The organism is Nocardioides sp. JQ2195 (assembly GCF_012272695.1).
In the GTDB taxonomy this organism is placed as follows: Bacteria; Actinomycetota; Actinomycetes; order Propionibacteriales; family Nocardioidaceae; genus Nocardioides.
This window is the reverse complement of the sequence record NZ_CP050902.1, coordinates 1952704-1975058: the sequence shown is the minus strand read 5'-3', so window position 1 is coordinate 1975058 and position 22355 is coordinate 1952704. Positions and strand designations below refer to the sequence as shown.

The following is a 22355-nucleotide window of genomic DNA, read 5'->3' as shown; positions in this document are numbered from 1 at the left end:
CGACCGACCTGACGACAAGGACTGACATGGCGACCAAGAAGGCTGGCCGTATCCCGCTGATGGCGGGCAACTGGAAGATGAACCTGAACCACCAGGAGGCAGTCGTCCTGGTCCAGAAGCTGGCCTGGACGCTGTCCGACAAGCGGCACGACCACGGCAAGGTCGAGGTGGTGGTGGTCCCGCCGTTCACGGACCTGCGTTCGGTGCAGACCCTCGTCGACGGAGACCGCCTCGCCGTGAAGTACGGCGCCCAGGACGTCTCCGCCCACGATTCCGGCGCCTACACGGGTGAGATCTCGGCGGGCATGCTGGCCAAGCTGGGTTGTTCCTATGTGGTCGTCGGCCACTCCGAGCGCCGGTCAATGCACGCCGAGTCCGATGAGGTCGTCAACGCCAAGGCCAAGAAGGCACTCGCAGCGGGGATGACACCGATCGTGTGCGTGGGCGAGGGGCTCGAGGTTCGACGGGCCGGTGAGCACGTCGACTTCACCGTGGCCCAGGTGGACGGCTCACTGAAGGGTCTCAGTGCCGAGCAGGTCGCCGGTCTGGTGATCGCCTACGAGCCGGTCTGGGCGATCGGCACCGGCGAGGTGGCCACTCCCGATGACGCCCAAGAGGTCTGCGGTGCCATTCGTGGACGCATCTCCGAGGTGCACGGCGAGGCGACCGCCGAGTCGGTCCGGGTGTTGTACGGCGGCTCGGTGAAGGCAGCGAACATTGCCGGCATCATGGAGAAATCCGACGTCGACGGTGCCCTGGTGGGTGGCGCCAGCCTGCAGGCCGACGAGTTCGGCGGTGTCTGCAGGTTCTATGACATGCCAGTGCTGTGATCTCGGAAATCGTGGGTTAGTGTTGCTGCTGTGATTACGATCTTCACCGTCCTCCTCATGATCACCAGCCTGCTGCTGATCGCCATGGTCCTCCTGCACAAGGGGCGTGGCGGCGGACTCTCCGACATGTTCGGTGGCGGCGTCTCCAGCAGCCTGGGTGGCTCCTCCGTCGCCGAGCGCAACCTTGACCGACTCACCGTCGGGCTTGGTGTCATCTGGGGCGCCTGCATCCTCGCCCTGGCCCTCCTGATGGCCTACAGCGGCGTCTGACCCGAGAGGACCTGAACTCATGGCTGGTGGTGGAGCGAACGCAATCCGGGGGAGCCGGGTCGGAGCCGGCCCGATGGGGGAGGCGGAGCGAGGTGAGGCCGCCGCACGTCAGGCGGTCACCTACTACTGCTCCAACGACCACCGTTGCGTGGTGACCTTCGCCGTCGAGGCGACCCCACCCGAGGCGTGGGACTGCCCGCGCTGTGGCCTCCCGGCCAGCCAGGACGCGGACAATCCTCCGCCGGCACCCAAGATCGAGCCCTACAAGACACATCTTGCCTACGTGAAGGAACGGCGCTCCGACCAGGAAGCGGCCGACATCCTCGACGAGGCAGTCAAGCTCCTGCGCTCGCGTCGCAAGTCCGGCGACATCATCTTCTGAGCGACCGGGCCTCAACCATCGCTGGTTGAGGAGCGAGGTACGAGCGTCTCGAAACCACCCTGTGCCGAGCCGGCAGCGAGCCCCGAAAAGTGGTGAACCCGTCCCTCGCGACCACCTCCACGGCGTCGCGCCACGCCCGCGCTCGCGTCGCAAGTCCGGCGACATCATCTTCTGAGCGACCGGGCCTCAACCATCGCTGGTTGAGGAGCGAGGTACGAGCGTCTCGAAACCACCCTGTGCCGATCCGGCAGTGAGCCCCGAAAGTGGTGAACCGGTCCCTCGCGACCACCTTCGCGCCACGCCTGCGCTCGCTCGTTGAGCCAGGTCTTGAACGCCTGCTTGGAACGGCCCTCGACCATGTCGAGCAGCCCCGCGGGTCCGGTCCCGTCACGCACCGGGGTGAGGTCGCTGATCACCGGTGAAACCTCGACCCCTACCCGGCCACCGACGCGCCAACCGGACTACACCCTCGACTGTGACTACGAAGAGCCCAAATAGCCCCGGTGCGAGGGTCGGCCCGCGTGCTACGTTCGGGCCATGACTGGACCGAGTGAGATCCTCGGCAGCGTGGTCGCCGCCACCGAGCGCGAGCAGCTCGAGACGTTCCTGGATTATCTGCGCGACAGCGTCGTGCGCAAAGCCCGCGGGGTGTCGGAGGAGGACGCCCGGCGCAGCCCGGTGCCGACCGGCACCAACCTCGGCGGCCTGATCAAACACCTGCGGTGGGTGGAACTGGGCGGGTTCGCCGAGCAGATCGGGCAGATCCCCGCCGCGGAGCTGCCCACGCCGCCGTGGACCGACGCAGACCCGGAGGCCGACCTGCGGCTGGAACCGAACGAGAAGCTCGACGACGTCATCGGCGCCTACCAGGCGGAGTGCGACCGCTCCCGCGAGATCGCCGCCCAGCACAGCCTCGACTACGCACCGCCGGGCAGGGAGCTGACATTGCGGTGGGTGTACCTGCACGTGATCCTGGAGACTGGCCGGCACGCGGGCCACGCGGACATCCTGCGCGAGATGATCGACGGCAGCGTCGGCGACTGACGGCTCACGGCGCGTCGTCGGTCCGTGTTCCGGTTGTCAGAGGCGGCGTTGCACCGGTATCGGCGGAAGCTGACCTCCAACATCGTGGGCCGACCGGACTACACCCTCAACTGCGAAGAGCCCGAAAAGTTTCTGAAAATACTTGGTCTCAAACCTGTGGACAAGCCCTTCTTGGGTGTCGACTGTCGGTGGTCCCTGATTGACTCAATGCATGTTCGAAGTCGATGCAGCACTCCATCCGTTCGAGGTCAGTGACCTCGGCGGTGCAGCGCTGTTCGACGTCATCGCTGACTCCCGTGACAGTGAGACCCGCGCAGGCCGCCGCAAGGTCCGTCTTGCCTATCAGCTCTGTGTCACCAACCCCGCCGGTCCCGGGATCGAGCCCGCCACCTGGGGCGATGGACTACCGGGGATGGCGGGTGACTACGACGCCACATTGGGTGGTGAGGGCACACCGCTGGTGGCCCGGTTTGTGGTGGAGGACTGGGGCGCTGCGAACCGCACTTCACGTGGGGCAGCGAAGCAGTTCCTGGCCAACACCCTCGACCTGCACCACCGCCTCCCGAGAGCCCATGCACGCGTCGAGGCGTTGGAACTCGACGCCTGGAAGGCCCTGGCTCTCGCCGAGGAGACCCACGACCTGTCGTCGGAGGCAGCCCGGTGGATCGACAACCTCCTCCACGAACGCGGCGGCACCTACTCGTTCAACGCCATTGCGAAGGCGGTGAAGCTCGGGGTGGCGAAGTTTCACCCCGAAAAACTCGAGGACGACAACGGGTTGCCGGGTCGTGATGACTGGGACGTCAGCGTTGACCATGCCCAGGGTGCGGAGGGCACCAGCACCCTCGAAGCCATCGGCTCCAGCCTGGATCTGGCGAAGTTCGGTGACCTCGTCTCCGATGAGGCAGCCACGATGGGGCGGCTCGGTGACACCGACACCCTCGGCCAGAGGAAAGCCAAGGCCCTCGGGGTCATCGCGGACCGCCAAGCCAGCCTCGATCTGCTGGGGGTCCTCGACCAGGACCCGCCGGTGAACCCGGAGACCGGGGAGCCGGTGACGCCGCGGAAGTCGTACTTGAGGGCGCGCCTGTTCGTGCACTTGTCGTTGGCCGATCTGGCCACGATGTGTGCGGGCTCCGCCACGATCCCGGCCGACGGCACCGAATCGCCCCGTGGCCCGCTCGGGTCAGGTGACGCTGTTCGCCCGGGGTCGGAGAACCCGGTCGGGGTGGTGGAGTCGAACCTGTTCGGGCCTGCCGCCACGCACCTGATCGCCGGTTATCTGAAGCAGCTCGGTGCTGATGCCCGGGTGACGCCGGTGATCGACACCACCAAGGTGTGGGCGGTGGATGTCCATGATCCGCCGCAGGCGATGCGGGATCAGGTCACCGAACGTGATCGGCACTGTGTGCATCCGTACTGTGGCCGGTCGTCGAAGACGTGCGATCTCGACCACATCGTGCCGTTTGATGACACCGGTCCGTCGGGGCAGACGAACCCGGAGAATTTGGCGCCGTTGTGTCGACGACACCACGTGTTGAAGACCCACGGCGGCTGGCGTTATCAACGCAACCGCGACGGGACGTATACCTGGGCCAACCAGCACGGCCGGAGCTGGTTGGTCACCGACAGCGGAACAGTCGAGCTCACCCAAGAACCATGAATCGGCGTTGGTTGAGGAGGCCGCCCAGCGACCGTCCCGAAACCACAACCCAGCCAGGCGAGACGATACAAGAAGCACCGGCCGAACCGCATCACTGACAGCAGGCCCACACCAGGCGCAATCCACACCAGAAGCCAGGTGACTGGGCCTACTGCCACGCCTGCGCCACGGTGTGCGTCCACGGCGAGGTGTCTCGACAGAAGGCTCGGCCTCAGCCGAGGAGTTTCAGCCTGAGCTGTTCCGAGTCCTGATCGGTCCACCCGTGCGCCGCCAGCCACCCCAGGGCACCACCGTGCTCCTGGTTGAGTGTGCCGAACAGTTGCTCCATGGTCTCAGCCTTGGGCATCTGGTCCTGCACGCGTGCCCGGACCAGATCGGCGTACGACGGTCGGACCTTCAGGCGGTCGAGGATCCGCTCGATGCGCTCGGCCGAGGCGACATAGTCGGCCACCACGAGCTCGTCGGCCACGCCCACCAGCGACAGGGCCATGCCCACCACGGTCCCGGTGCGGTCCTTGCCGGCGGCGCAGTGCACCACGGCTGCGCCGCGAGCAGACGCGATCGCTCGCAGGGACGCGACCACGGACTCCGGGCGGTCCGCAAGATAGCCGAGGTAGTGCCGGCTCCAGTAGTCGGCGTCGGCCGGTGTCGCTCCTGTGCCGGCCAGCACGAGCGTGTCCTTCGTGGTGGCCGCCCGCCGCTGGTCGCGGACCAGCGAGTGGTGGTGGACCGTGACCTCGCGCCGGTCCATCAGTGGGCCCGGACCTTCGGCATTCACCTCGGTGGTGCTCCGCAGGTCCACCACATCGGTGACGTCGAGGTCCTCCAGGAGGACCTGGACGTCACTCGCGGAGAGGTCCTGCAGGTTGTCCGAGCGGAGCAGCCGGCGCGGACGGATGCGGTCGCCTGACCGGGTCGGCACCCCACCCAGGTCGCGCATGTTGGCGACTCCCTCGAGGTCGAGCCAACCGATCTCGCTCACGTGGCGCTGTGACCGGCTGCAGCGCGGTCGAGCCACCAGACGGTCTCCTCCGCGCCGGCAACGCCCACGGCGGGGGAGGCGTGCACGTCGGTGTCCACCATGGACCGGGCGACGGCCTCCGCCTTCTCGGCGCCGGCAACGATGAACCAGACCGCGTTCGAGCGGGCCATGGCCTCGAAGGTGAGACTGATCCGCTCGGGCGGCGGCTTCGGTGAGCGCGCCACCGCGACCGTGATGGCGTCCCGCGCGTCGATCTGGGCGGATCCCGGGAACAGGGAAGCAATGTGACCGTCGGGCCCCAGCCCCAGCATCAGCACGTCGAACCCGCCGCTGCCCTGCTCGCGCATCTCTGCGGCGTACGCCTCGGCGGCCTCCTGGAGGCTCAACCCGGAGTCGGCGGCCGGCATCTCGTGCACCCGCGACGGGTCGACGTCGACGTGGTCGAGCAGGTCCCGACGAGCCTGCCTGGCGTTGCGGTCGTCGCTCGAGGAGTCCACGTAGCGCTCGTCACCCCACCAGAAGTCGACCTCGTCCCAGTCGACGTCGAAGCTGTTCAGCGAGGACGCGACCTTGCGGTGGACCTCGCGTGCGATCGTGCCCCCGGTCAGACCGACCGTCGGCACCCGGCCCTCGGCCTGGATCTCCGCCAGTCGGGCAATCAGTGCTTCGGCGACCGCCTCGGCCAAGGCGTCGGAGTCGGCTTCGACACGCGTCGTCGGGCTCATGCCAGCAGCCCCCGCAGCTGGTTCAAGCCGGCCCGGAGATCATCGAGGTGCAGGCGGAGGACAGGTCGACCCTTGTCGCCGAGAACCTGACCATCGCCCACGGCCTGGGCGATCAGGAAGTCGCCGAAGCTGAAGTCGCGCCCGGGAACGGCAAGGTCCTCCTCGGGCGTGCCGGTGATCTGCAGGTAGACACCGGTCGACGGCCCACCCTTGTGGTACTGACCGGTCGAGTGCAGGAACCGGGGTCCCCAGCCGAAGGTCACCGGACGCCCAGTCCGCTCGGCCAGGGCGGGACGGCATCGCTCGAGGTCGACATCGCGGTGCCGATCGAGGTAGGCCTGCACCGCGAGGTAGCCGTGCTCCCCGTCGAGTACGCCGAGCAGCGCGGCCACCGCGTCAGCCGCGGAGTCGGTGGCGTCGTCGAGCCAGTCATCGGCGAAGACCGAGATCGCTCCGTCGGAGAATCGCGGTGACGCGGACTCGCCGGCACCGTCGAGCATCTCGCGGGCGGCGGCCTTGGCACTCTCGACGTCTGGTTGGTCGAAGGGGTTGATCCCGATCACGCGACCGGCAACGGCCGTGGCGAATTCCCACAACATCATCTGAGCGCCCAAGGGTGCGTCGACGGAGGCACCGACCGATGACGCTGGTCGCACCGAGTCGAACGGGAAGTCAGGTCCAAAGGAGACCAGGACCGAGTCAGCCGTGCTGGGTGAGAAGTTGGGGGAGTCGAGGCCTTCGACGACGACAGGCAGGATGCCCTTGCCGTCCTTGCCCGTGGACTCCGCGAGCAGCTGCTCGGCCCAGTCACCGAAACCGGAGAACGATGCGCCGGCGTTGGCGAGCACCACCTTGTCGATGCCCTGGGTGGAGGCCCATCCGAGGAGTCCGCCCAGACGCAGCACCGGATTGTCGACCGAGTCCTCCACCACGTGAGGTCGGATCCGTGCCGCTTCATCGAGGAGCACGGCGATGTCAGCGCCTGCCAGACCGGAGGGGACCAGCCCGAAGGCGGTGAGCGCCGAGTAGCGTCCGCCCACGTCAGGATCGGCACGGAACACCGTGTAGCCGGCGGCCGTCGCCTCCTCGTCGAGGGGCGACCCCGGGTCGGTCACCACGACGATGCGCTCACCGGGCTCGATCCCGGCATCGCGGAAGGCCTGCTCGAAGGCGCGCTTCTGGCTGTCGGTCTCGACGGTGCCGCCAGACTTGCTGGAGACGATCACGACGGTCTCGGACAGTCGTTCGGCCACAGCGGCCCGGACCACGTCGGGGTTGGAGGAGTCGAGCACCTCGAGGTCGACCCCGGCTGACGTACAGATCACCTCAGGAGCCAACGACGATCCGCCCATCCCGCAGAGCACGAACCGGGTCAGACCCTTGTCGAGGAACTCCTTGCGGAGGGTGGCGATGTCGGCGACCAACGGCCGGGAGGCTTCCGCGAGATCGACCCAGCTCAGGCGCTTGCCTGCCTCGGACTCTGCAGCAGTGCCCCAGAGCGTCGCGTCCCGTCGGGCGATGCCACTGGCCACCTTGTCGGCCACCAACGTCTCGACGACGCCCGCGAAGACCTCTTCGTCGGGGTAGCCGAAGTGGAGCTCGAAGTCGTCATCTTTGACGACATTCCACTCCGTCATGACTGGCTGCTCTCGAGCTGTCCCTTCACCGTCTCCACGAGTTCAGCCCATGACTTGTCGAACTTCTCCACGCCCTCACGTTCGAGGACCAGCAGCACGTCGTCGAAGTCGATGCCTGCCTTCTCGAGGCCGGCGAAGACCTCGTCGGCCTCCCCGGACCGACCGGTGACGGTGTCGCCGGTGACCTCGCCGTGGTCGGCGAACGCGTTCATCGTCTTCTCGGGCATGGTGTTCACACACCCGTCGACGACCAGCTCACTCACGTAGAGGGTGTCGGGGTACGCAGGGTCCTTGACCCCGGTCGACGCCCACAACGGGCGCTGCACGTTGGCGCCGCCCAGCTTCGCGAACCGCTCGGACCCGAAGACCTCCTGGTACGCCGCGTAGGCACGCCAGGCGTTCGCGAGGGCGGCCTTCCCCTTGAGCGCGATCGCCTCGTCGGTCCCGATCGCGTCCAGGCGCTTGTCGACCTCGGAGTCGACCCGGGAGACGAAGAACGAGGCCACCGAGTGGATGGTGGAGAGATCGATCCCGTTCGCCTGGGCCTGTTCCAAGCCCGTCAGGTAGGCATCCATGACGCCTCGGTAGCGGTCGATGCCGAAGATCAGCGTGACGTTGACGCTGATCCCCTCGGCGGTGGCCGCGGTGATCGCGGGGAGGCCCGGTTCCGTGGCCGGGATCTTGATCAGGGCATTCGGCCGGTCCACGGTCGTCCAGAGGTCGTGGGCCTGGGCGATGGTTCCCTCGGTGTCCATCGCCAGCCCGGGCTCGACCTCGATCGAGACCCGTCCGTCGAAGTGGTCACCGGCGTAGACGTCGGCCAGCACGTCACAGGCGTCACGCACGTCCTCGGTCGTCAACGCACGGATCACGGTGTCGACGGAGGCACCCTCGGCGCCGAGCTCGGCGACCTGGTCGTTGTAGCGCTCACCGTCGCCGATCGCGCCCGCGAAGATGGTGGGGTTCGTGGTCACGCCCACGACCGACTTCTCCTTGACCAGGTCGGCCAGGTTGCCGGTCTCGATGCGCTCCCGGGAGAGGTCGTCGAGCCACACCGAGACACCGGCGGCGGCAAGGGACTTGAGTCGTTCGGACATTCTTCCTCCTGAACTTCGGGTCTTGATGTTGCCTGCGCGGTGCTCGGTGCGGCTGAAGTCAGCTCCCCGCTGCCGTGATGCTGTCGCGTGCGGCCGAGGCCACGGCCTCCGCCGTCACGCCGTACTCCTCGAAGATGCGCTGGTAGTCCGCCGAGGCGCCGTACTGCTCGATGGAGATGATGCGCCCGGCGTCGCCGACGATCTCACGCCACCCCTGGGCGATGCCGGCCTCGACCGAGACCCGCGCCTTGACCGTCGGCGGGATGACCGAGTCGCGGTAGGACTGGTCCTGCTCGTTGAACCACTCCACGCACGGCATCGAGACGACGCGCGCCTTGATGCCGTCAGCGGCCAGCTGCTCACGGGCGGCGACGGCCAGCTGGACCTCGGAGCCCGTGCCGATGAGGACCACGTCGGGTGCCCCACCCTCGGCGTCGACCAGCACGTAGCCACCCTTGGCGACGCCGGAGGTGGACGCCCAGACGTCACCGGTCTCGGCGTCGGTCCCACGCGGGAAGGTGGGCACGCCCTGGCGGGTCAGGCAGAGTCCGGCCGGTCGGTCGGTGCGCTCGAGCACGGCCAGCCAGGCGGCCGCCGTCTCGTTGGCGTCGGCGGGGCGCACGACGTCGAGGCCGGGGATGGCGCGGAGGCCGGCCAGGTGCTCGATCGGCTGGTGCGTCGGGCCGTCCTCACCCAGGCCGATGGAGTCGTGGGTCCAGACGTAGGTGACGGGAGCACCCATCAGCGCCGCGAGGCGCACCGCGGGCCGCATGTAGTCGGCGAACTGCAGGAACGTGCCGCCGAAGACCCGGGTGAGGCCTCCCAGCGTGATGCCGTTCATGATCGAGCCCATCGCGTGCTCACGGATGCCGAAGTGGAGCACCCGCCCCCGCAGCGGGTCGCCCGACCACTGGTCGGTGCTGCGGCTCGACGGCACGAACGAGGGCGCGTCCTTGATGGTGGTGTTGTTGGAGCCGGCCAGGTCGGCCGAGCCTCCCCACAGCTCGGGCATCAACGGAGCGATCGCGTTGATCACCTTGCCGCTCGCGGCACGAGTGGCGACACCCTTGGCGTCGGCCTCGAAGACGGGCAGGGCATCGGCCAGGCCGTCGGGGAGGGCGCGGGTGCTGAGGCGCTCGAGGAGCTGGGCCTCTTCGGCGTGGGAGCTGGCCCAGGCCGCCACCTGCTCGTCCCACTCCTTGCGCAGGGCCGAGCCACGCTCGGCCAACGACCGCGTGTGGTCGAGCACGTCGGAAGGAACCTCGAAGGTCTGCTCCGGGTCCCACCCGAGGATCTTCTTGGTGGCCGCGACCTCTTCGTCGCCGAGGGCGCTGCCGTGGGCGGCCTCGGTGCCCTGGGCGTTGGGTGCCGGCCAGGCGATGATCGTGTCGAGCACGATGAAGCTCGGCTGGTCGGTGACCGCGCGCGCCTCCTGGATCGCGTCGTGCAGGGCGGCGACGTCCTCGACGTACTCCTTGCCGCCGTTGGTCCAGTCGACGGTCTGCACGTGCCAGCCGTAGGACTCGTAGCGCTTGGCGACGTCCTCGCCGAGGGCCACGTCGGTGTCGCCCTCGATCGAGATGCGGTTGCGGTCGTAGATCACCGTCAGGTTGCCGAGCTCCTGGACACCCGCGATGGAGGAGGCCTCACCCGAGACGCCTTCCTCGATGTCTCCGTCGGAGCAGATCGCGTAGACGTGGCGGTCGAACGGGGATGCACCGGCTGCGGTGTCGGGGTCGAGCATGCCGCGCTCGCGCCGCGCCGCCATGGCCATGCCGACCGCGTTGGCCACGCCCTGCCCCAACGGACCGGTGGTGGTCTCGACGCCGGCGGTGTGGTGGTACTCAGGGTGCCCGGGGGTCTTGGAGCCCCAGGTGCGCAGCGCCTTGAGGTCGTCGAGCTCCAGTCCGAAGCCGCCGAGGTAGAGCTGCGTGTAGAGCGTGATGCTCGAGTGGCCGCACGAGAGGACGAATCGGTCGCGTCCCTGCCAGTAGCAGTCCGAGGGGTCGTGGCGCATGACCTTCTGGAAGAGGAGGTACGCCGCCGGAGCCAGGCTCATCGCCGTGCCGGGGTGGCCGTTGCCGACCTGCTGCACCGAGTCCATGGCCAGGACCCGGGCGGTGTCGACGGCCTTGCGGTCCAGCTCGGTCCACTCGAAGGTGGTGGAATCGGTGCTCAAGTGAGGATCCTCTCGTTGCAACTATGGCGGCAACGTCGAGCCTACTCATGCGGAGCGATAGACTCGACCCCGGCTCCATCGGATTCCAGTCTTTCGTACTCGAGGTTTTTGTGACGCACGTCGGCCAATCGGCTTCAGCCCCCTCACGGGCAGGCGATGATTCCTCCGACGACTCCGCCGAGCGGGGTCGGGCGTCGCTGAAGGACGTCGTCGCGGCGTACGTCGGCCTGACCAAGCCGCGTGTCATCGAGCTGCTGCTGCTCACCACGGTCCCCGTGATGTTCTTCGCGGCACGTGGAGTCCCCGAGGTCTGGCTCGTGGTCGCCACCGTCGTCGGCGGCACCCTCTCCGCCGGGTCCGCGTCGGCGTTCAACTGCGTCTACGACCGCGACATCGACGAGCAGATGCGCCGGACCCGTCGTCGGGCACTCCCGCGACACATGGTGTCGGCGGGGTCCGCACTGGTCTTCGCGAGCGTGCTGGCCGTGGTCTCCACGGTGGTCCTCGCGCTGTGGGTCAACTGGCTCTCCGCGGCGCTGTCGCTGGGTGCCAATGCGTTCTACGTCTTGATCTACACGATGGTCCTCAAGCGGAGGACCACCCAGAACATCGTCTGGGGCGGCCTCGCGGGCTGCTTCCCGGCGATGATCGGATGGACCGCGGTGACGGGCGAGCTGGCCTGGACGCCCGTGGTGCTCTTCATGGTCGTCTTCTTCTGGACCCCGCCCCACACCTGGGCACTGGCGCTGCGCTACCGCGAGGACTACGCGAACGTCGACGTTCCCATGCTCCCCGTGGTCAAGCCGGCGCGTGAGGTCGGCCGGCAGATCGTCCTCTACTCGTGGGTGATGGTCGCGACCTCGCTGCTGCTGTGGCCGGTGGCTGGGACCGGGTGGTTCTATCCCACCTGTGCGGCGGTCCTGGGTGCGGTCTTCCTGGTCGAGGCGCACAAGATGTGGGGCCGGGCCAAGGACACGGAGTCCCTGTCGTTGATCAAGCCGATGCGGCTCTTCCACAGCTCCAACCTCTACCTGAGCCTGCTGTTCGTCTCGGTGGCCCTGGACCCGCTGATCAGTCGCTGACCCGGCCGACTCTCTCCCGGCCCCTCTGCAACGCCTCCCGGGGGTGCTTCCGGGGCGGCGCGAAACTGGTCGAAAGTTTTTCGGTGCAGGAAGCAACCAAACTCGAGGCTGTGACGTCTGTACCTCTGACGGCGGCGTGCCCGGTCTCGGGGGTCCGGGCACCCCGCCATCGATCTTCTCGGTGAGGAATGAGCCGTTCCCAGAGCGCGGGCGGCTGGCCAGGGCTGCGGCATCCGGAGCCGGGCGGGCAGGTCAGGTCTGCGCCCGGGGGGCTCAGGACTGAGCTGTGCCGGAGGCCCAGGCCAGGAGCGGTCCGGCCTCGGCATGCTGCGCCTCGTGCGGGCGCACGGCGAGCCAGGTGCGGGCCAGTCCTGCGGTGAGCAGTCCGGCGCCCAGCATGTGCAACGCCACGAGCAGCACCGGCAGGTCGGTGGCGTACTGCACGACACCGACCAGTCCCTGCAGGAGCTCGACGCCGAGCAACGCGCCGGTGACCACGGTCAGCCAGCGGTCGCCCGCTCGCCGGGCCAGGACCAGGAGGACCACGGTCAGGACGATGAGCAGCGCCACCGATCCGGCGTGCACGAAGGAGGTCACCCTGGGGTCCAGTCCGTTGCGACGCGCGTCGGCGTCGCCGGCGTGGGGCCCCGCACCGGTCACCACGGTTCCGAGGTACAGCACCACCCAGCCGGTGACCATCAGGGCGAGGGCCGTCACGCGGTGCGGCGCCGGTGCACGTCGGCGGGTGGGGCTGCGCAGGTGGTCCATCAGCGCCAGGCAGAACATGATGATCACCATCGACGACAAGAAGTGGAGCGCGACCACCCACGGGTTCAGGTCGGTGAGCACCGTGATGCCGCCGATCACGGCCTGCGCCGGGATGTAGAGGCCGATCACGAAGGAGAGTCGGGTGGCCACCCGGTCCTTGGCGGCGATCGCGGCGAGGAAGCAGAGGATCGCAACGATCGCCAGCACGAAGGTGAGCAGCCGGTTCCCGAACTCGATGACCCCGTGCAGGCCGAGCTCCGCATGGGGCCGCAGGGACTGCTCCGTGCAGCGCGGCCAGGTCGGGCAGCCCAGACCCGAGCCGGTCAGGCGCACTGCCGCGCCCGTGACGACGATGCCGATGTTGCACAGGATGTTGGCCACCGCGAGGGGCCACAGCCAGCTGGCGAGACGGGACGGAATCTTCACTCCCACTTGAAACTCCTGCTTGCGATGACGCCAGCCGCCACGGCCCACGCGCCGAGGACCACGAAGGCGCCCGGGTTGAGGGCGCCGTCCATGAATCCGTCGCGCATGGCATCCCCGAGTGCGGCCGAGGGAAGGAACTGGATGACTGCTGATCCCACGGCGCCGTAGGTGTCGCGCGGGAGCACCACCCCGCCACCCATCATCAGCAGCAGGTAGACGAGGTTGGCGACAGCCAAGGTCGCCTCGGCGCGAAGCGCACCGGCGAGGGCCAGGCCCAGTCCACCGAAGGCCGCCGTGCCCAGGAGCGCGGCACCCACACCGATCCCCACGCCGGCGAGACCACCCACCGGTGCCCATCCGAAGGCGGTCGCCACCGCGACGATGACCACACCCTGCAGGACCTGGACACCGAGGAGCGCGATCACCTTGCCGGCGAGCAGGCCGAACCGGGGCAGTGGCGAGGCGCCCAGACGCTTGAGCAACCCGTAGCGCCTCTCGAACCCGGTGGCTATCGCGAGCGACGTGAAGGACGTCGACATCACCGCCAGGGCGAGGACACCGGGCGTCAGCACGTCGACGGGCTTCTCCTGCCAGTCCAGGCCGAGCCGCTTGGCGGCCAGCACGCCACCGACCAGCGCCAGCACCGGGATCACGACGGCCAGCAGGAGCTGCTCCCCGTTGCGCAGGAGCAGCTTGGTCTCCATGATCGCCTGCGCACGGACCTGCCGGACCAGGGGAGCGGCGCCCGGCGCAGGCGTGAAGTCCTGACGGCTCATGGGGCGAACTCCCGTCCGGTCACCTGCAGGAAGACGTCCTCGAGCGTGCGTTGTCCCAACGTGAGGCTCTCCGGGAGCACGCCGTGCGCCTCGCACCACGCGGAGACCTTGGCCAGCGTGGAGCCATCGGCGGGACCGGTGATCAGCAGGCTCTGCTCGTTGATCTCGGTCACCTCGGTGGCGCTGCCGAGGGCGACCCGCAACGCCTCGGGCGCCCCTGGCGGGAAGGGCTCGGTGACGACAAGACGGATGGTGGACCGTTCCCGTGAGCGGGTCAGCTCGAACGGGGTGCCGCTGGCGACCAGGTGTCCGCGGTCGATCACGTGGACCAGGTCGGAGAGGCGCTCGGCCTCGTCCATGTGGTGCGTGGTCAGGACGATGGTCACGCCGTCGGCCTTGAGCTCCTCGAGCAGCTCCCACGTCGTACGCCGTACCGCTGGGTCCATGCCGGCGGTGGGCTCGTCGACGAAGACGAGCTCGGGGCGTCCGACGATCGCCATCGCCAGGCCGAGCCGTTGCTGCTGGCCGCCCGAGAGGCGCCGGTAGGGAGTGCGGCCGCACTCGTCGAGGCCGAGTCGATCCACGAGGACGTCGATCGGCAGCGGATGGGCGTGCAACGCAGCGATGTGGCGCAGCATCTCGACCGCCCGGACTCCGGACCACGCGCCGCCCGACTGCAGCATCACGCCGATGCGCGGGAGCAGCTCAGCGCGCTGCCGGGTGGGATCGAGCCCCAGGACGCGCACGCTCCCGGCCTGGGGGCGTCGAAAGCCCTCGCAGACCTCGAGCGTCGTGGTCTTGCCCGCACCGTTGGGGCCGAGCACCGAGGTGATCGTCCCGCGCTCCACCGAGAGCGTCAGCCCGTCGACGGCGACCTTCTCCCCGTAGCGCATGACGAGGCCGTCGATCTCGACGGCGGGGCCGCCGTGAGCGACGTCGGGGGAGTGGGGCACCGGGACAGTCTAGGAACCCACCCCGCCGGCGGATAAAACAGGTGACTCCCGGTGGCCATGTCCGTAGGTTGGGACCGATGAATTCGGGGGCCGGGGCCGGTCGAACTGTCACATGCGTCGTCCAACTGAGTGGAGAGGTCCTTCATGGGTGCACAACCGGCGATCGAGGCCGACAACCTGGTCAAGCACTTCGGTGACACCGTCGCCGTCGACGGAGTGAGCTTCTCCGTGCCGCAGGGCACGGTGCTCGGGATGCTGGGACCCAACGGGGCCGGCAAGACCACCACCGTCCGGATGATGACCACCCTCACCACGCCCTCTGCCGGGACCGCCCGCGTGGCCGGTCACGACGTGCTGCGCGAGCCGGGCGCCGTACGCCGCAGCATGGGCCTGACCGGGCAGGCGGCGACCGTCGACGAGCTGCTCACCGGCCGGGAGAACCTGCGCCTGATCGGCGGGCTCTACGGGCTGTCCCGCACCTACATCAAGCAGGCCAGCGACGACCTGCTGGAGCGGTTCTCACTCACCGACGCCGGGAACCGGATCGTGAAGACCTACTCCGGAGGGATGCGGCGTCGCCTCGACCTGGCGGTCAGCCTCATCGCCACCCCACCCGTCCTCTTCCTCGACGAGCCGACCACGGGGCTCGATCCGCGCAGCCGGGTGGAGCTGTGGGACGTGCTCCGCGAGCTGGTGAGGGACGGGACCACCTTGCTGCTGACGACCCAGTACCTCGAGGAGGCCGACCAGCTGGCCGACCAGATCGTGGTCATCGACAGGGGGACCGTGATCGCCGAGGGCACCCCCCTGCAGCTGAAGGACCAGTCAGGCAAGGCTGCCGTCGTGGTGACCGTCTCCCACGTGACCGACCTGCCGGCAGCCGAGAAGCTGCTCAGCACGCAGGTCGACGAGGTCCACGTGGACGAGTCGTCGCGGCAGCTGACCGCAGCGGCGAACGGGCTGGCCGACATGACCCGGATCGCCGGAGTCTTCGCCGACAGCGCCATCGAGCTCGACGACCTCGGGCTCAAGAGGCCCAGTCTCGATGACGTGTTCCTGCACCTGACCGGCCATCGCGCCGAGGACCCGGCCGTCCCTGCGGCCGACGAGGAGATGGCCCGATGAGCACGTCGTCCAGCACCCTCGCCCGCCCCGAGATCCGCGACATCGGCCTGCTCCGGCAGTCGCTGGTGATCGTGCGACGCAACCTGATCCACATCAAGCGCATGCCCGAGATGCTGATGGACGTCACCATCCAGCCGGTGATGTTCGTGATGTTGTTCGCCTACGTCTTCGGCGGCTCGATCGCCGCCAACGCCCCCGCCGGCTACCGCGAGTGGCTGCTCGGGGGCATCATGGGGCAGACCATTGCGTTCGCGTCCTTCATCGTGGCCGTCGGGCTGACTGCCGACATCGACAAGGGAATCGTCGACCGGATGCGGTCACTGCCGATCAACCCGGCCGCGGTCCTCGTGGGACGCAGCATCTCGAGCCTGCTCCACTCCAGCATCGGCATCGTGGTGATGTCGATCACCGGACTGTTCATCGGGTGGCGCATCCGGGGGAGCTTCCTCGACGCCGTGCTCGCCTACGTGCTCCTGCTCATGTGGGGCTTCGCGATGATCTGGGTGGGCATCTGGGTCGGCTCGAAGATGCGCTCGGTGGAAGCCGTCAACGGTGTCATGTTCACCACGATGTTCCCGATCACGTTCCTCGCCAACACCTTCGCTCCGACGGAGAACATGCCCGGCTGGCTGCGCACGATCGCCGAGTGGAACCCGATCTCGTCGCTGGTGCAAGCGGTCCGGGAGCTCTGGGGCAACACGCCCGGCGTGCCGGCCGACGCGGCGCTGCCCCTGCAGCACCCTGTGCTGACCACGTTCGTCTGGACGATCGGCATCACCTTGGTGGTGGCGCCGCTGGCGATCCGCACGTTCCGCCACCGCACCCAGGACTGAGGGTGGGTGGGAGGTGTCGGATCGGTTACCCTCCCCGCATGCCGGATCGGGTCCCACAGCGTCGCCCACGCACGGGCACGGCAACGGGACCGCGACGACGTCATGGATGCGCTCAGCGCGGCCTACGCCGACGGACAGATCAGTGGCCAGGAGCATGAGCGGCGGGTGCACGAAGCCATCCGCGCGGACCAGGTCTCCGAGCTCGTCGCCCTGGTCGATGACCTGCAGCTGGCAGAGGGACCTGTCAGGAACCTGATGGTCTCCGCGGCCCGGGTCCGGGAGCCGACCCCTGCGTGGAAGGTCATCGCGAGGGCCTTCGGGGTGGTGGCCGTGACTGCCGCCGTGATCACCGCGACTGCCGTGTGGTCGTCCGACGACCCGACCGAACGGCTGGACATGCGGACCGAGCAGAACCTGGACCGGATGGTGGAGGTGGTGGACGAGGAGTTCGGCTCGACCGAGGTGGTCTCGGCCGAGATCGGCGAGTCCAACACAGCCGTCCGGGTTCCCGTCGGGGAAGGGCGGTCCGAGGTGTGGTACTTCAGCCGCCAGGGTCTTGAGAAGTACGACGCCGGCAATGGCCGGCTCCCGGAGGACCTCGGACTGGTCGACCTCGCCGGCCTCGACCGGGCCCGACTTCTCGACAACCTGGAGTGGGCGAGCAAGAACCTCGGTCTCGACGAGGTGGAGTCCGTCAGCATCGAGATCGCACCGGGCCCGGTCCCCGACAGTTGGCGCGATGGCGGCGTGCCCGCGACCGACGGCCACGTGTGGATCCGGGTGTGGAGCCCCTACGACGAGGTGGGCCTCATGTTCACCGACCTCGCGGGCAACATCCTGGTCCGCCAGCCCCATGTGGCGCCGTCCTGATGGCAGGGTTCGCGACTCGGTGGAGTCGGCACGTGGTGCTCGGCCGCCGTGGCCGTCCCAGTCGCCGGCAACGCAGTCAGGCGCTTGACGCCCTGTCGGCGGCCCATGCCGACGGACAGCTGGACAGGGCCGAGCACGAGGGCCTGATGACCGAGGTCATGGTCGCGGAGGACGTGGACGACCTGCGAGCCGCGCTGGCGGACCTCCAGCTGCCCTCCGACCACCCAGCGCAGCGACTCCTGGCGCCTGGGGCCCGCACCCGCCGGGCCCTCGACCGGGTGCTGATGGGCGCCGGCACGATCCTCCTGCTCCTGATCGGCGCTGCCCTCTTCGTCACCGTCGTCGAGGACGGTCCGGACCCCTGGCCAGAGCCGGTCGCGATGATGGAGGAGCCAGCCGTGGACAGGGCGTTCTCGGAGATCCGCGAGGAGCTGGGGACGACGGAGGTCATCGCCGCCGACATCCGTGAGTCACGGGTCGACTTCCAGCTGCCGGACGACACCGGGGCCGGGCGCTACACGAGCTGGCACTGGGACGGCCACGAGCTCCGGGAGTCCGGCCCGGGCGCCATGGACGTCGCGCGGCCGAAGGTGGCCGATCTCGAGGACGTGGACCTGACCCGCTTGTTCGCCAACCTCGGCAGGGCTGTCCGCATGCTCAAGGGTCAAGGAGAAGTCTCCACCGACATCACGATCAACGGCGGAAGCTGGCCGTCGGTCCTCAACATCGAGGACCACCCCGACACCCCGGGATCGCCGCCCCACGTGGAGATCGTGGTGAGGACCGCGAACAGCGGCGACAGCGCCACGCTGGTCACGGACCTGAGCGGGCGCGAGGTGCTCCTGCGATCACCGAGCCTCCACGACCCGGACCTCGACGAGTGACGCACGCCACCTGCGCTGCGCCACCGTCCGGCGAGTTAGGGAACCCTTGCTTGAACATGCCGGGGCATTAACGTCACACTTGTGTTGTGGAATTCACCAGGACACCCGTCGTCGTCCCCGAAGGGGATGCCTCGACCCGTGCCCGAGTGGTGCGTTCCATCCTGGAGCAGGGCCCGTCCACGGCCGCCGACCTGGCCCAGCTGCTCGACCTGACCCCGGCCGCCGTACGCCGCCACCTCGACCAGCTGGTCGAGCTCGGCAGCGTCGAGGCCAGGGACCGCCGGGTCTACGGCGCCCGGGGCCGCGGGCGGCCGGCGAAGGTCTTCGCACTCACCGAGAGTGGTCGTGACGGCCTGGAGCACCAGTACGACGACCTGGCCGTCGACGCCCTGCGCTACCTCGCCGAGAGCGCCGGCGAGGAGGCGGTGCTGGAGTTCGCCCGGCGTCGTGTCTCCTTCATCGAGCGCGACTTCGCGTCCCTGATGGAGGAGGAGCCCGAGCTCCTCCCAGCCGAAGCGCTGGCTCGGGTGCTCTCTGCCGGCGGCTACGCGGCCGGCGTACGCACCCTGCCGATGGGTGACCAGCTGTGCCAGCAGCACTGCCCGGTCTCCCACGTCGCCGCGGAGTTCCCACAGCTGTGCGAGGCCGAGACCGAAGCCATCGGCAAGGTCCTCGGTCGTCACGTCCAGCGACTGGCCACCATCGCCCACGGCGACGGCGTGTGCACCACCAGCATTCCGAACACCCCCCAGACCCCCATCCACGACAACCGCGAGGAGTCTTCATGACCGCCACCCCGAGCATCGACGAGCTCAACCCGGAACTCGAAGGCATCGGCCGCTACGAGTTCGGTTGGTCCGACAAGAACGAGGCGAGCGAGAACGCCCGTCGCGGGCTCAACGAGGACGTCGTGCGCGACATCTCGTCGAAGAAGAACGAGCCGCAGTGGATGCTCGATCTGCGCCTGAAGGGACTCAAGCTCTTCCACCGCAAGCCGATGCCGCACTGGGGCGCCGAGCTCAACGACATCGACTTCGACAACATCAAGTACTTCGTGCGCTCCACGGAGAAGCAGGCCACCTCGTGGGAGGACCTGCCCGAGGACATCAAGAACACCTACGACAAGCTCGGCATCCCCGAGGCCGAGAAGCAGCGCCTCGTGGCCGGCGTCGCCGCGCAGTACGAGTCCGAGGTCGTCTACCACCAGATCCGGGAGGACCTGGAGGAGCAGGGCGTCATCTTCGTCGACACCGACACCGCGCTGAAGGAGCACGAGGAGCTCTTCAAGGAGTACTTCGGCACCGTGATCCCGGTCGGTGACAACAAGTTCGCCGCCCTGAACACCTCGGTCTGGTCCGGTGGCTCGTTCATCTACGTGCCCAAGGGCGTCCACGTCGACATCCCGCTGCAGGCCTACTTCCGGATCAACACCGAGAACATGGGGCAGTTCGAGCGGACCCTGATCATCGTCGACGAGGACGCCTACGTGCACTACGTCGAGGGCTGCACGGCGCCGATCTACTCCTCCGACTCGTTGCACTCCGCAGTCGTGGAGATCATCGTGAAGAAGGGTGGTCGCTGCCGCTACACGACCATCCAGAACTGGTCCAACAACGTCTACAACCTGGTCACCAAGCGCACCACCTGCGAAGAGGGCGCGACCATGGAGTGGGTCGACGGCAACATCGGCTCCAAGGTCACCATGAAGTACCCCGCGGTCTACCTGATGGGTGAGCACGCCAAGGGCGAGACCCTCTCGATCGCCTTCGCCGGTGAGGGCCAGCACCAGGATGCGGGCGCCAAGATGGTGCACGCCGCTCCGAACACGTCGTCCTCGATCCTGTCGAAGTCCGTGGCCCGCGGCGGTGGCCGCACGTCCTACCGCGGCCTGATCCAGGTCAACGAGGGCGCCCACGGCTCCAAGTCCAACGTGCTCTGCGACGCGCTCCTTGTCGACCAGATCAGCCGGTCCGACACCTACCCGTACGTCGACATCCGTGAGGACGACGTCTCGATGGGCCACGAGGCCTCGGTCTCCAAGGTCTCCGACGACCAGCTGTTCTACCTGATGTCACGCGGGATGGCCGAGGACGAGGCGATGGCGATGATCGTGCGTGGCTTCGTCGAGCCGATCGCCAAGGAGCTGCCGATGGAGTACGCCCTCGAGCTCAACCGCCTCATCGAACTGCAGATGGAAGGCGCGGTCGGCTGACCCAGCCCACCCGTCCGTTTCCCCACCGGCGGCCCCGACGGGCTGCCGATACCGACGAGAAAGCCAAGAAGTGACTGCAACTGCTGAGAACCTGAGCTCGGCCCTCGAGATGGAGAAGGTGGCCAGCCACCTGCACCCCGAGGGGTCCTACGACGTGTCTGCGCACACCGCGCCGACCGGTCGTGAGGAGATCTGGCGGTTCACCCCGCTGAAGCGTCTGCGGGGGCTGGCCTCGGACGCCACCTTCGCGCCGAGCGCGACCGCGACCACGTGGAACGCGCCCGGCGGCGTACGCGTCGAGTCGGTGACCGGCGACGAGGCCAAGGCGCTGCGCGGCATCAGTGGCCTCGTGCCGAACACGCTCTTCGGCGCCCGGGTGCTGGCCGAGGTGCCCGACACGCTGCTGGTCGACATGCCCGCCGAGACCGAGCTGGACGCGCCCGTGATCATCGACCTCGACGGCAAGGACGCCCAGGTCGTCGAGGCCGGCCACGTGGCCCTGCGCTTCGGCGCCCACTCCCGCGCCACGGTCGTGCTGAACCACACCGGCAGCGCGACCATGGCCCAGGTCGTCGAGGTCAAGGTCGGCGACGGCGCCCAGGTGTCCGTGGTCTCGCTCCAGGACTGGGCCGACGACGCCGCCCACCTGACCCACCACCAGGCCGTGGTCGGTCGTGACGCCTCCTACAAGCACGTCGCGATCAGCTTCGGTGGCGACGTGGTCCGGATGGACTGCAACGTCACCTACGACGGACCCGGTGGCGAGGTCGAGCTCCTCGGCCTCTACTTCGCGGACGAGGGCCAGCACATCGAGCACCGTCTCTTCGCCGACCACAACGCTCCCCGCACCAAGAGCCACGTGACCTACAAGGGCGCGCTGCAGGGCAAGGGCGCCCACACCGTGTGGGTCGGCAACGTGCTGATCCGCAAGGTCGCCGAGGGCATCGAGACCTACGAGGAGAACCGCAACCTGGTCCTCACCGACGGCTGCACGGCCGACTCGGTGCCCAACCTCGAGATCGAGACGGGTGAGATCGAGGGAGCAGGCCACGCCTCCACGGTGGGTCGCTTCGACGACGAGCAGCTGTTCTACCTCCGCTCGCGCGGCATCGCGGAGGACGAGGCACACCGCCTGGTCGTGCACGGCTTCTTCAACGACCTGATCCGCAAGTTCAACGTGCCCGAGCTCGAGGAGAAGCTGCTCGCCACGGTCGAGGGTGAGCTGGCCAAGAACGTCCTGGGTGCCAACGCGTCGAACGAGGGCGTCTGATGGCCTTCGAGCGCGCCTGCGCGATCTCCGAGGTGCCCACCGACGAGGCGCTCGGCGTCACGATCGGTGACCTCGAGGTCGCGGTGGCCCGTGACGGTGACGAGTTCTTCGCCGTCCAGGACCTGTGCTCGCACGCGGCCGTCGCTCTGTCCGAGGGTGAAGTGGCGGACTGCACGATCGAGTGCTGGTTGCACGGCTCGACCTTCGACCTGCGCACCGGCAAGCCGACCATCCTGCCCGCCACCGAACCCATCTCGACCTTTGCCGTGGAGGTGCGCGGCGACGACGTCTACGTCGACACCGAGACGCCGCTCAACGGCGTTGCCCCCTCCTGACACCACAGACAT

22 protein-coding genes are annotated in these 22355 nt (G+C 68.4%); 14 read left to right on the top strand and 8 right to left on the bottom strand.

Annotated elements, in window-relative coordinates; translation table 11 throughout:
• The first annotated feature begins 26 nt into the window (after positions 1-26).
• The 5 genes from tpiA (at position 27) to ncot_RS09420 (ending at position 4189) form a co-directional block, all read left to right on the top strand.
• Complete coding sequence (gene tpiA, locus ncot_RS09445; RefSeq protein ID WP_168617382.1) at positions 27-830, top strand: triose-phosphate isomerase; 804 nt, start codon at positions 27-29, stop codon at positions 828-830.
• A gap of 30 nt (positions 831-860) precedes the next feature.
• The gene (secG, locus tag ncot_RS09440; protein ID WP_168617381.1) at positions 861-1100 is read left to right on the top strand and encodes a preprotein translocase subunit SecG; all 240 of its coding nucleotides are present in this window, start codon (positions 861-863) and stop codon (positions 1098-1100) included.
• Positions 1101-1119: 19 nt separating this feature from the next.
• Positions 1120-1482, top strand: a complete 363-nt coding sequence (locus ncot_RS09435; protein WP_168617380.1) for an RNA polymerase-binding protein RbpA — start codon at positions 1120-1122, stop codon at positions 1480-1482.
• 537 nt (positions 1483-2019) lie between these two features.
• On the top strand, positions 2020-2526 hold the full coding sequence (locus ncot_RS09425) for a DinB family protein (protein ID WP_206065262.1): 507 nt from the start codon (positions 2020-2022) through the stop codon (positions 2524-2526).
• Between the two features lie 211 nt (positions 2527-2737).
• Positions 2738-4189: an HNH endonuclease signature motif containing protein gene (locus ncot_RS09420; protein WP_168617379.1), complete on the top strand. Its 1452-nt coding sequence runs from the start codon at positions 2738-2740 to the stop codon at positions 4187-4189.
• Between the two features lie 211 nt (positions 4190-4400).
• On the opposite strand, the gene ncot_RS09415 is transcribed toward ncot_RS09420, so the two are convergent.
• The 5 genes from ncot_RS09415 to tkt are packed head-to-tail and all read right to left on the bottom strand — an operon-like array spanning position 4401 to position 10734.
• A complete protein-coding gene (locus tag ncot_RS09415; protein ID WP_206065260.1) occupies positions 4401-5171 on the bottom strand; it encodes a tyrosine-protein phosphatase in 771 nt (256 codons plus the stop codon).
• Positions 5168-5896: a 6-phosphogluconolactonase gene (gene pgl, locus ncot_RS09410; protein WP_168617378.1), complete on the bottom strand. Its 729-nt coding sequence runs from the start codon at positions 5894-5896 to the stop codon at positions 5168-5170. The genes ncot_RS09415 and pgl overlap by 4 nt, the downstream gene beginning before the upstream one ends.
• The gene (locus tag ncot_RS09405) at positions 5893-7533 is read right to left on the bottom strand and encodes a glucose-6-phosphate isomerase (protein WP_168617377.1); all 1641 of its coding nucleotides are present in this window, start codon (positions 7531-7533) and stop codon (positions 5893-5895) included. The genes pgl and ncot_RS09405 overlap by 4 nt, the downstream gene beginning before the upstream one ends.
• Positions 7530-8630: a transaldolase gene (gene tal, locus ncot_RS09400; RefSeq protein WP_168617376.1), complete on the bottom strand. Its 1101-nt coding sequence runs from the start codon at positions 8628-8630 to the stop codon at positions 7530-7532. The genes ncot_RS09405 and tal overlap by 4 nt, the downstream gene beginning before the upstream one ends.
• A gap of 58 nt (positions 8631-8688) precedes the next feature.
• Positions 8689-10734: a transketolase gene (tkt, locus tag ncot_RS09395; RefSeq protein WP_240938180.1), complete on the bottom strand. Its 2046-nt coding sequence runs from the start codon at positions 10732-10734 to the stop codon at positions 8689-8691.
• A gap of 185 nt (positions 10735-10919) precedes the next feature.
• On the opposite strand from tkt, the gene ncot_RS09390 reads away from it, so the two are divergent.
• Positions 10920-11891, top strand: coding sequence for a heme o synthase (locus tag ncot_RS09390; protein WP_240938152.1), 972 nt, complete (start codon positions 10920-10922; stop codon positions 11889-11891).
• Positions 11892-12164: 273 nt separating this feature from the next.
• On the opposite strand, the gene ncot_RS09385 is transcribed toward ncot_RS09390, so the two are convergent.
• Genes ncot_RS09385 through ncot_RS09375 form a run of 3 tightly spaced genes read right to left on the bottom strand, consistent with a single transcriptional unit; the run spans position 12165 to position 14814 of the window.
• Positions 12165-13091 (bottom strand): COX15/CtaA family protein, encoded by a 927-nt coding sequence (locus tag ncot_RS09385; RefSeq protein ID WP_168617374.1) that lies wholly within the window; start codon positions 13089-13091, stop codon positions 12165-12167.
• Positions 13082-13861 (bottom strand): ABC transporter permease, encoded by a 780-nt coding sequence (locus ncot_RS09380; RefSeq protein ID WP_168617373.1) that lies wholly within the window; start codon positions 13859-13861, stop codon positions 13082-13084. Before ncot_RS09380 ends, ncot_RS09385 begins: the two co-directional genes overlap by 10 nt.
• Positions 13858-14814 carry an ABC transporter ATP-binding protein gene (locus ncot_RS09375; RefSeq protein WP_240938151.1) on the bottom strand — a complete coding sequence of 319 codons (957 nt, stop codon included), beginning with the start codon at positions 14812-14814 and terminating at the stop codon, positions 13858-13860. The genes ncot_RS09380 and ncot_RS09375 overlap by 4 nt, the downstream gene beginning before the upstream one ends.
• Positions 14815-14958: 144 nt before the next feature.
• Between ncot_RS09375 and ncot_RS09370 the strand changes: the two genes are divergently transcribed.
• The 8 genes from ncot_RS09370 to ncot_RS09335 all read left to right on the top strand — a co-directional run bounded on the left by ncot_RS09370 (position 14959) and on the right by ncot_RS09335 (position 22343).
• Positions 14959-15939, top strand: a complete 981-nt coding sequence (locus ncot_RS09370; RefSeq protein WP_168617372.1) for an ATP-binding cassette domain-containing protein — start codon at positions 14959-14961, stop codon at positions 15937-15939.
• Complete coding sequence (locus ncot_RS09365; protein WP_168617371.1) at positions 15936-16772, top strand: ABC transporter permease; 837 nt, start codon at positions 15936-15938, stop codon at positions 16770-16772. Before ncot_RS09370 ends, ncot_RS09365 begins: the two co-directional genes overlap by 4 nt.
• 6 nt (positions 16773-16778) lie before the next feature.
• Positions 16779-17642, top strand: a complete 864-nt coding sequence (locus ncot_RS09360) for a DUF1707 domain-containing protein (RefSeq protein ID WP_277345801.1) — start codon at positions 16779-16781, stop codon at positions 17640-17642.
• Positions 17642-18526: a DUF1707 domain-containing protein gene (locus ncot_RS09355; RefSeq protein WP_240938150.1), complete on the top strand. Its 885-nt coding sequence runs from the start codon at positions 17642-17644 to the stop codon at positions 18524-18526. Before ncot_RS09360 ends, ncot_RS09355 begins: the two co-directional genes overlap by 1 nt.
• An 86-nt stretch (positions 18527-18612) precedes the next feature.
• A complete protein-coding gene (locus ncot_RS09350) occupies positions 18613-19314 on the top strand; it encodes a helix-turn-helix domain-containing protein (RefSeq protein ID WP_168617368.1) in 702 nt (233 codons plus the stop codon).
• Positions 19311-20738: a Fe-S cluster assembly protein SufB gene (sufB, locus tag ncot_RS09345; RefSeq protein ID WP_168617367.1), complete on the top strand. Its 1428-nt coding sequence runs from the start codon at positions 19311-19313 to the stop codon at positions 20736-20738. The genes ncot_RS09350 and sufB overlap by 4 nt, the downstream gene beginning before the upstream one ends.
• A gap of 70 nt (positions 20739-20808) precedes the next feature.
• Positions 20809-22008, top strand: coding sequence for a Fe-S cluster assembly protein SufD (gene sufD, locus ncot_RS09340; RefSeq protein WP_240938149.1), 1200 nt, complete (start codon positions 20809-20811; stop codon positions 22006-22008).
• Positions 22008-22343 (top strand): non-heme iron oxygenase ferredoxin subunit, encoded by a 336-nt coding sequence (locus ncot_RS09335; protein ID WP_168617366.1) that lies wholly within the window; start codon positions 22008-22010, stop codon positions 22341-22343. Before sufD ends, ncot_RS09335 begins: the two co-directional genes overlap by 1 nt.
• Positions 22344-22355: the final 12 nt, after the last annotated feature.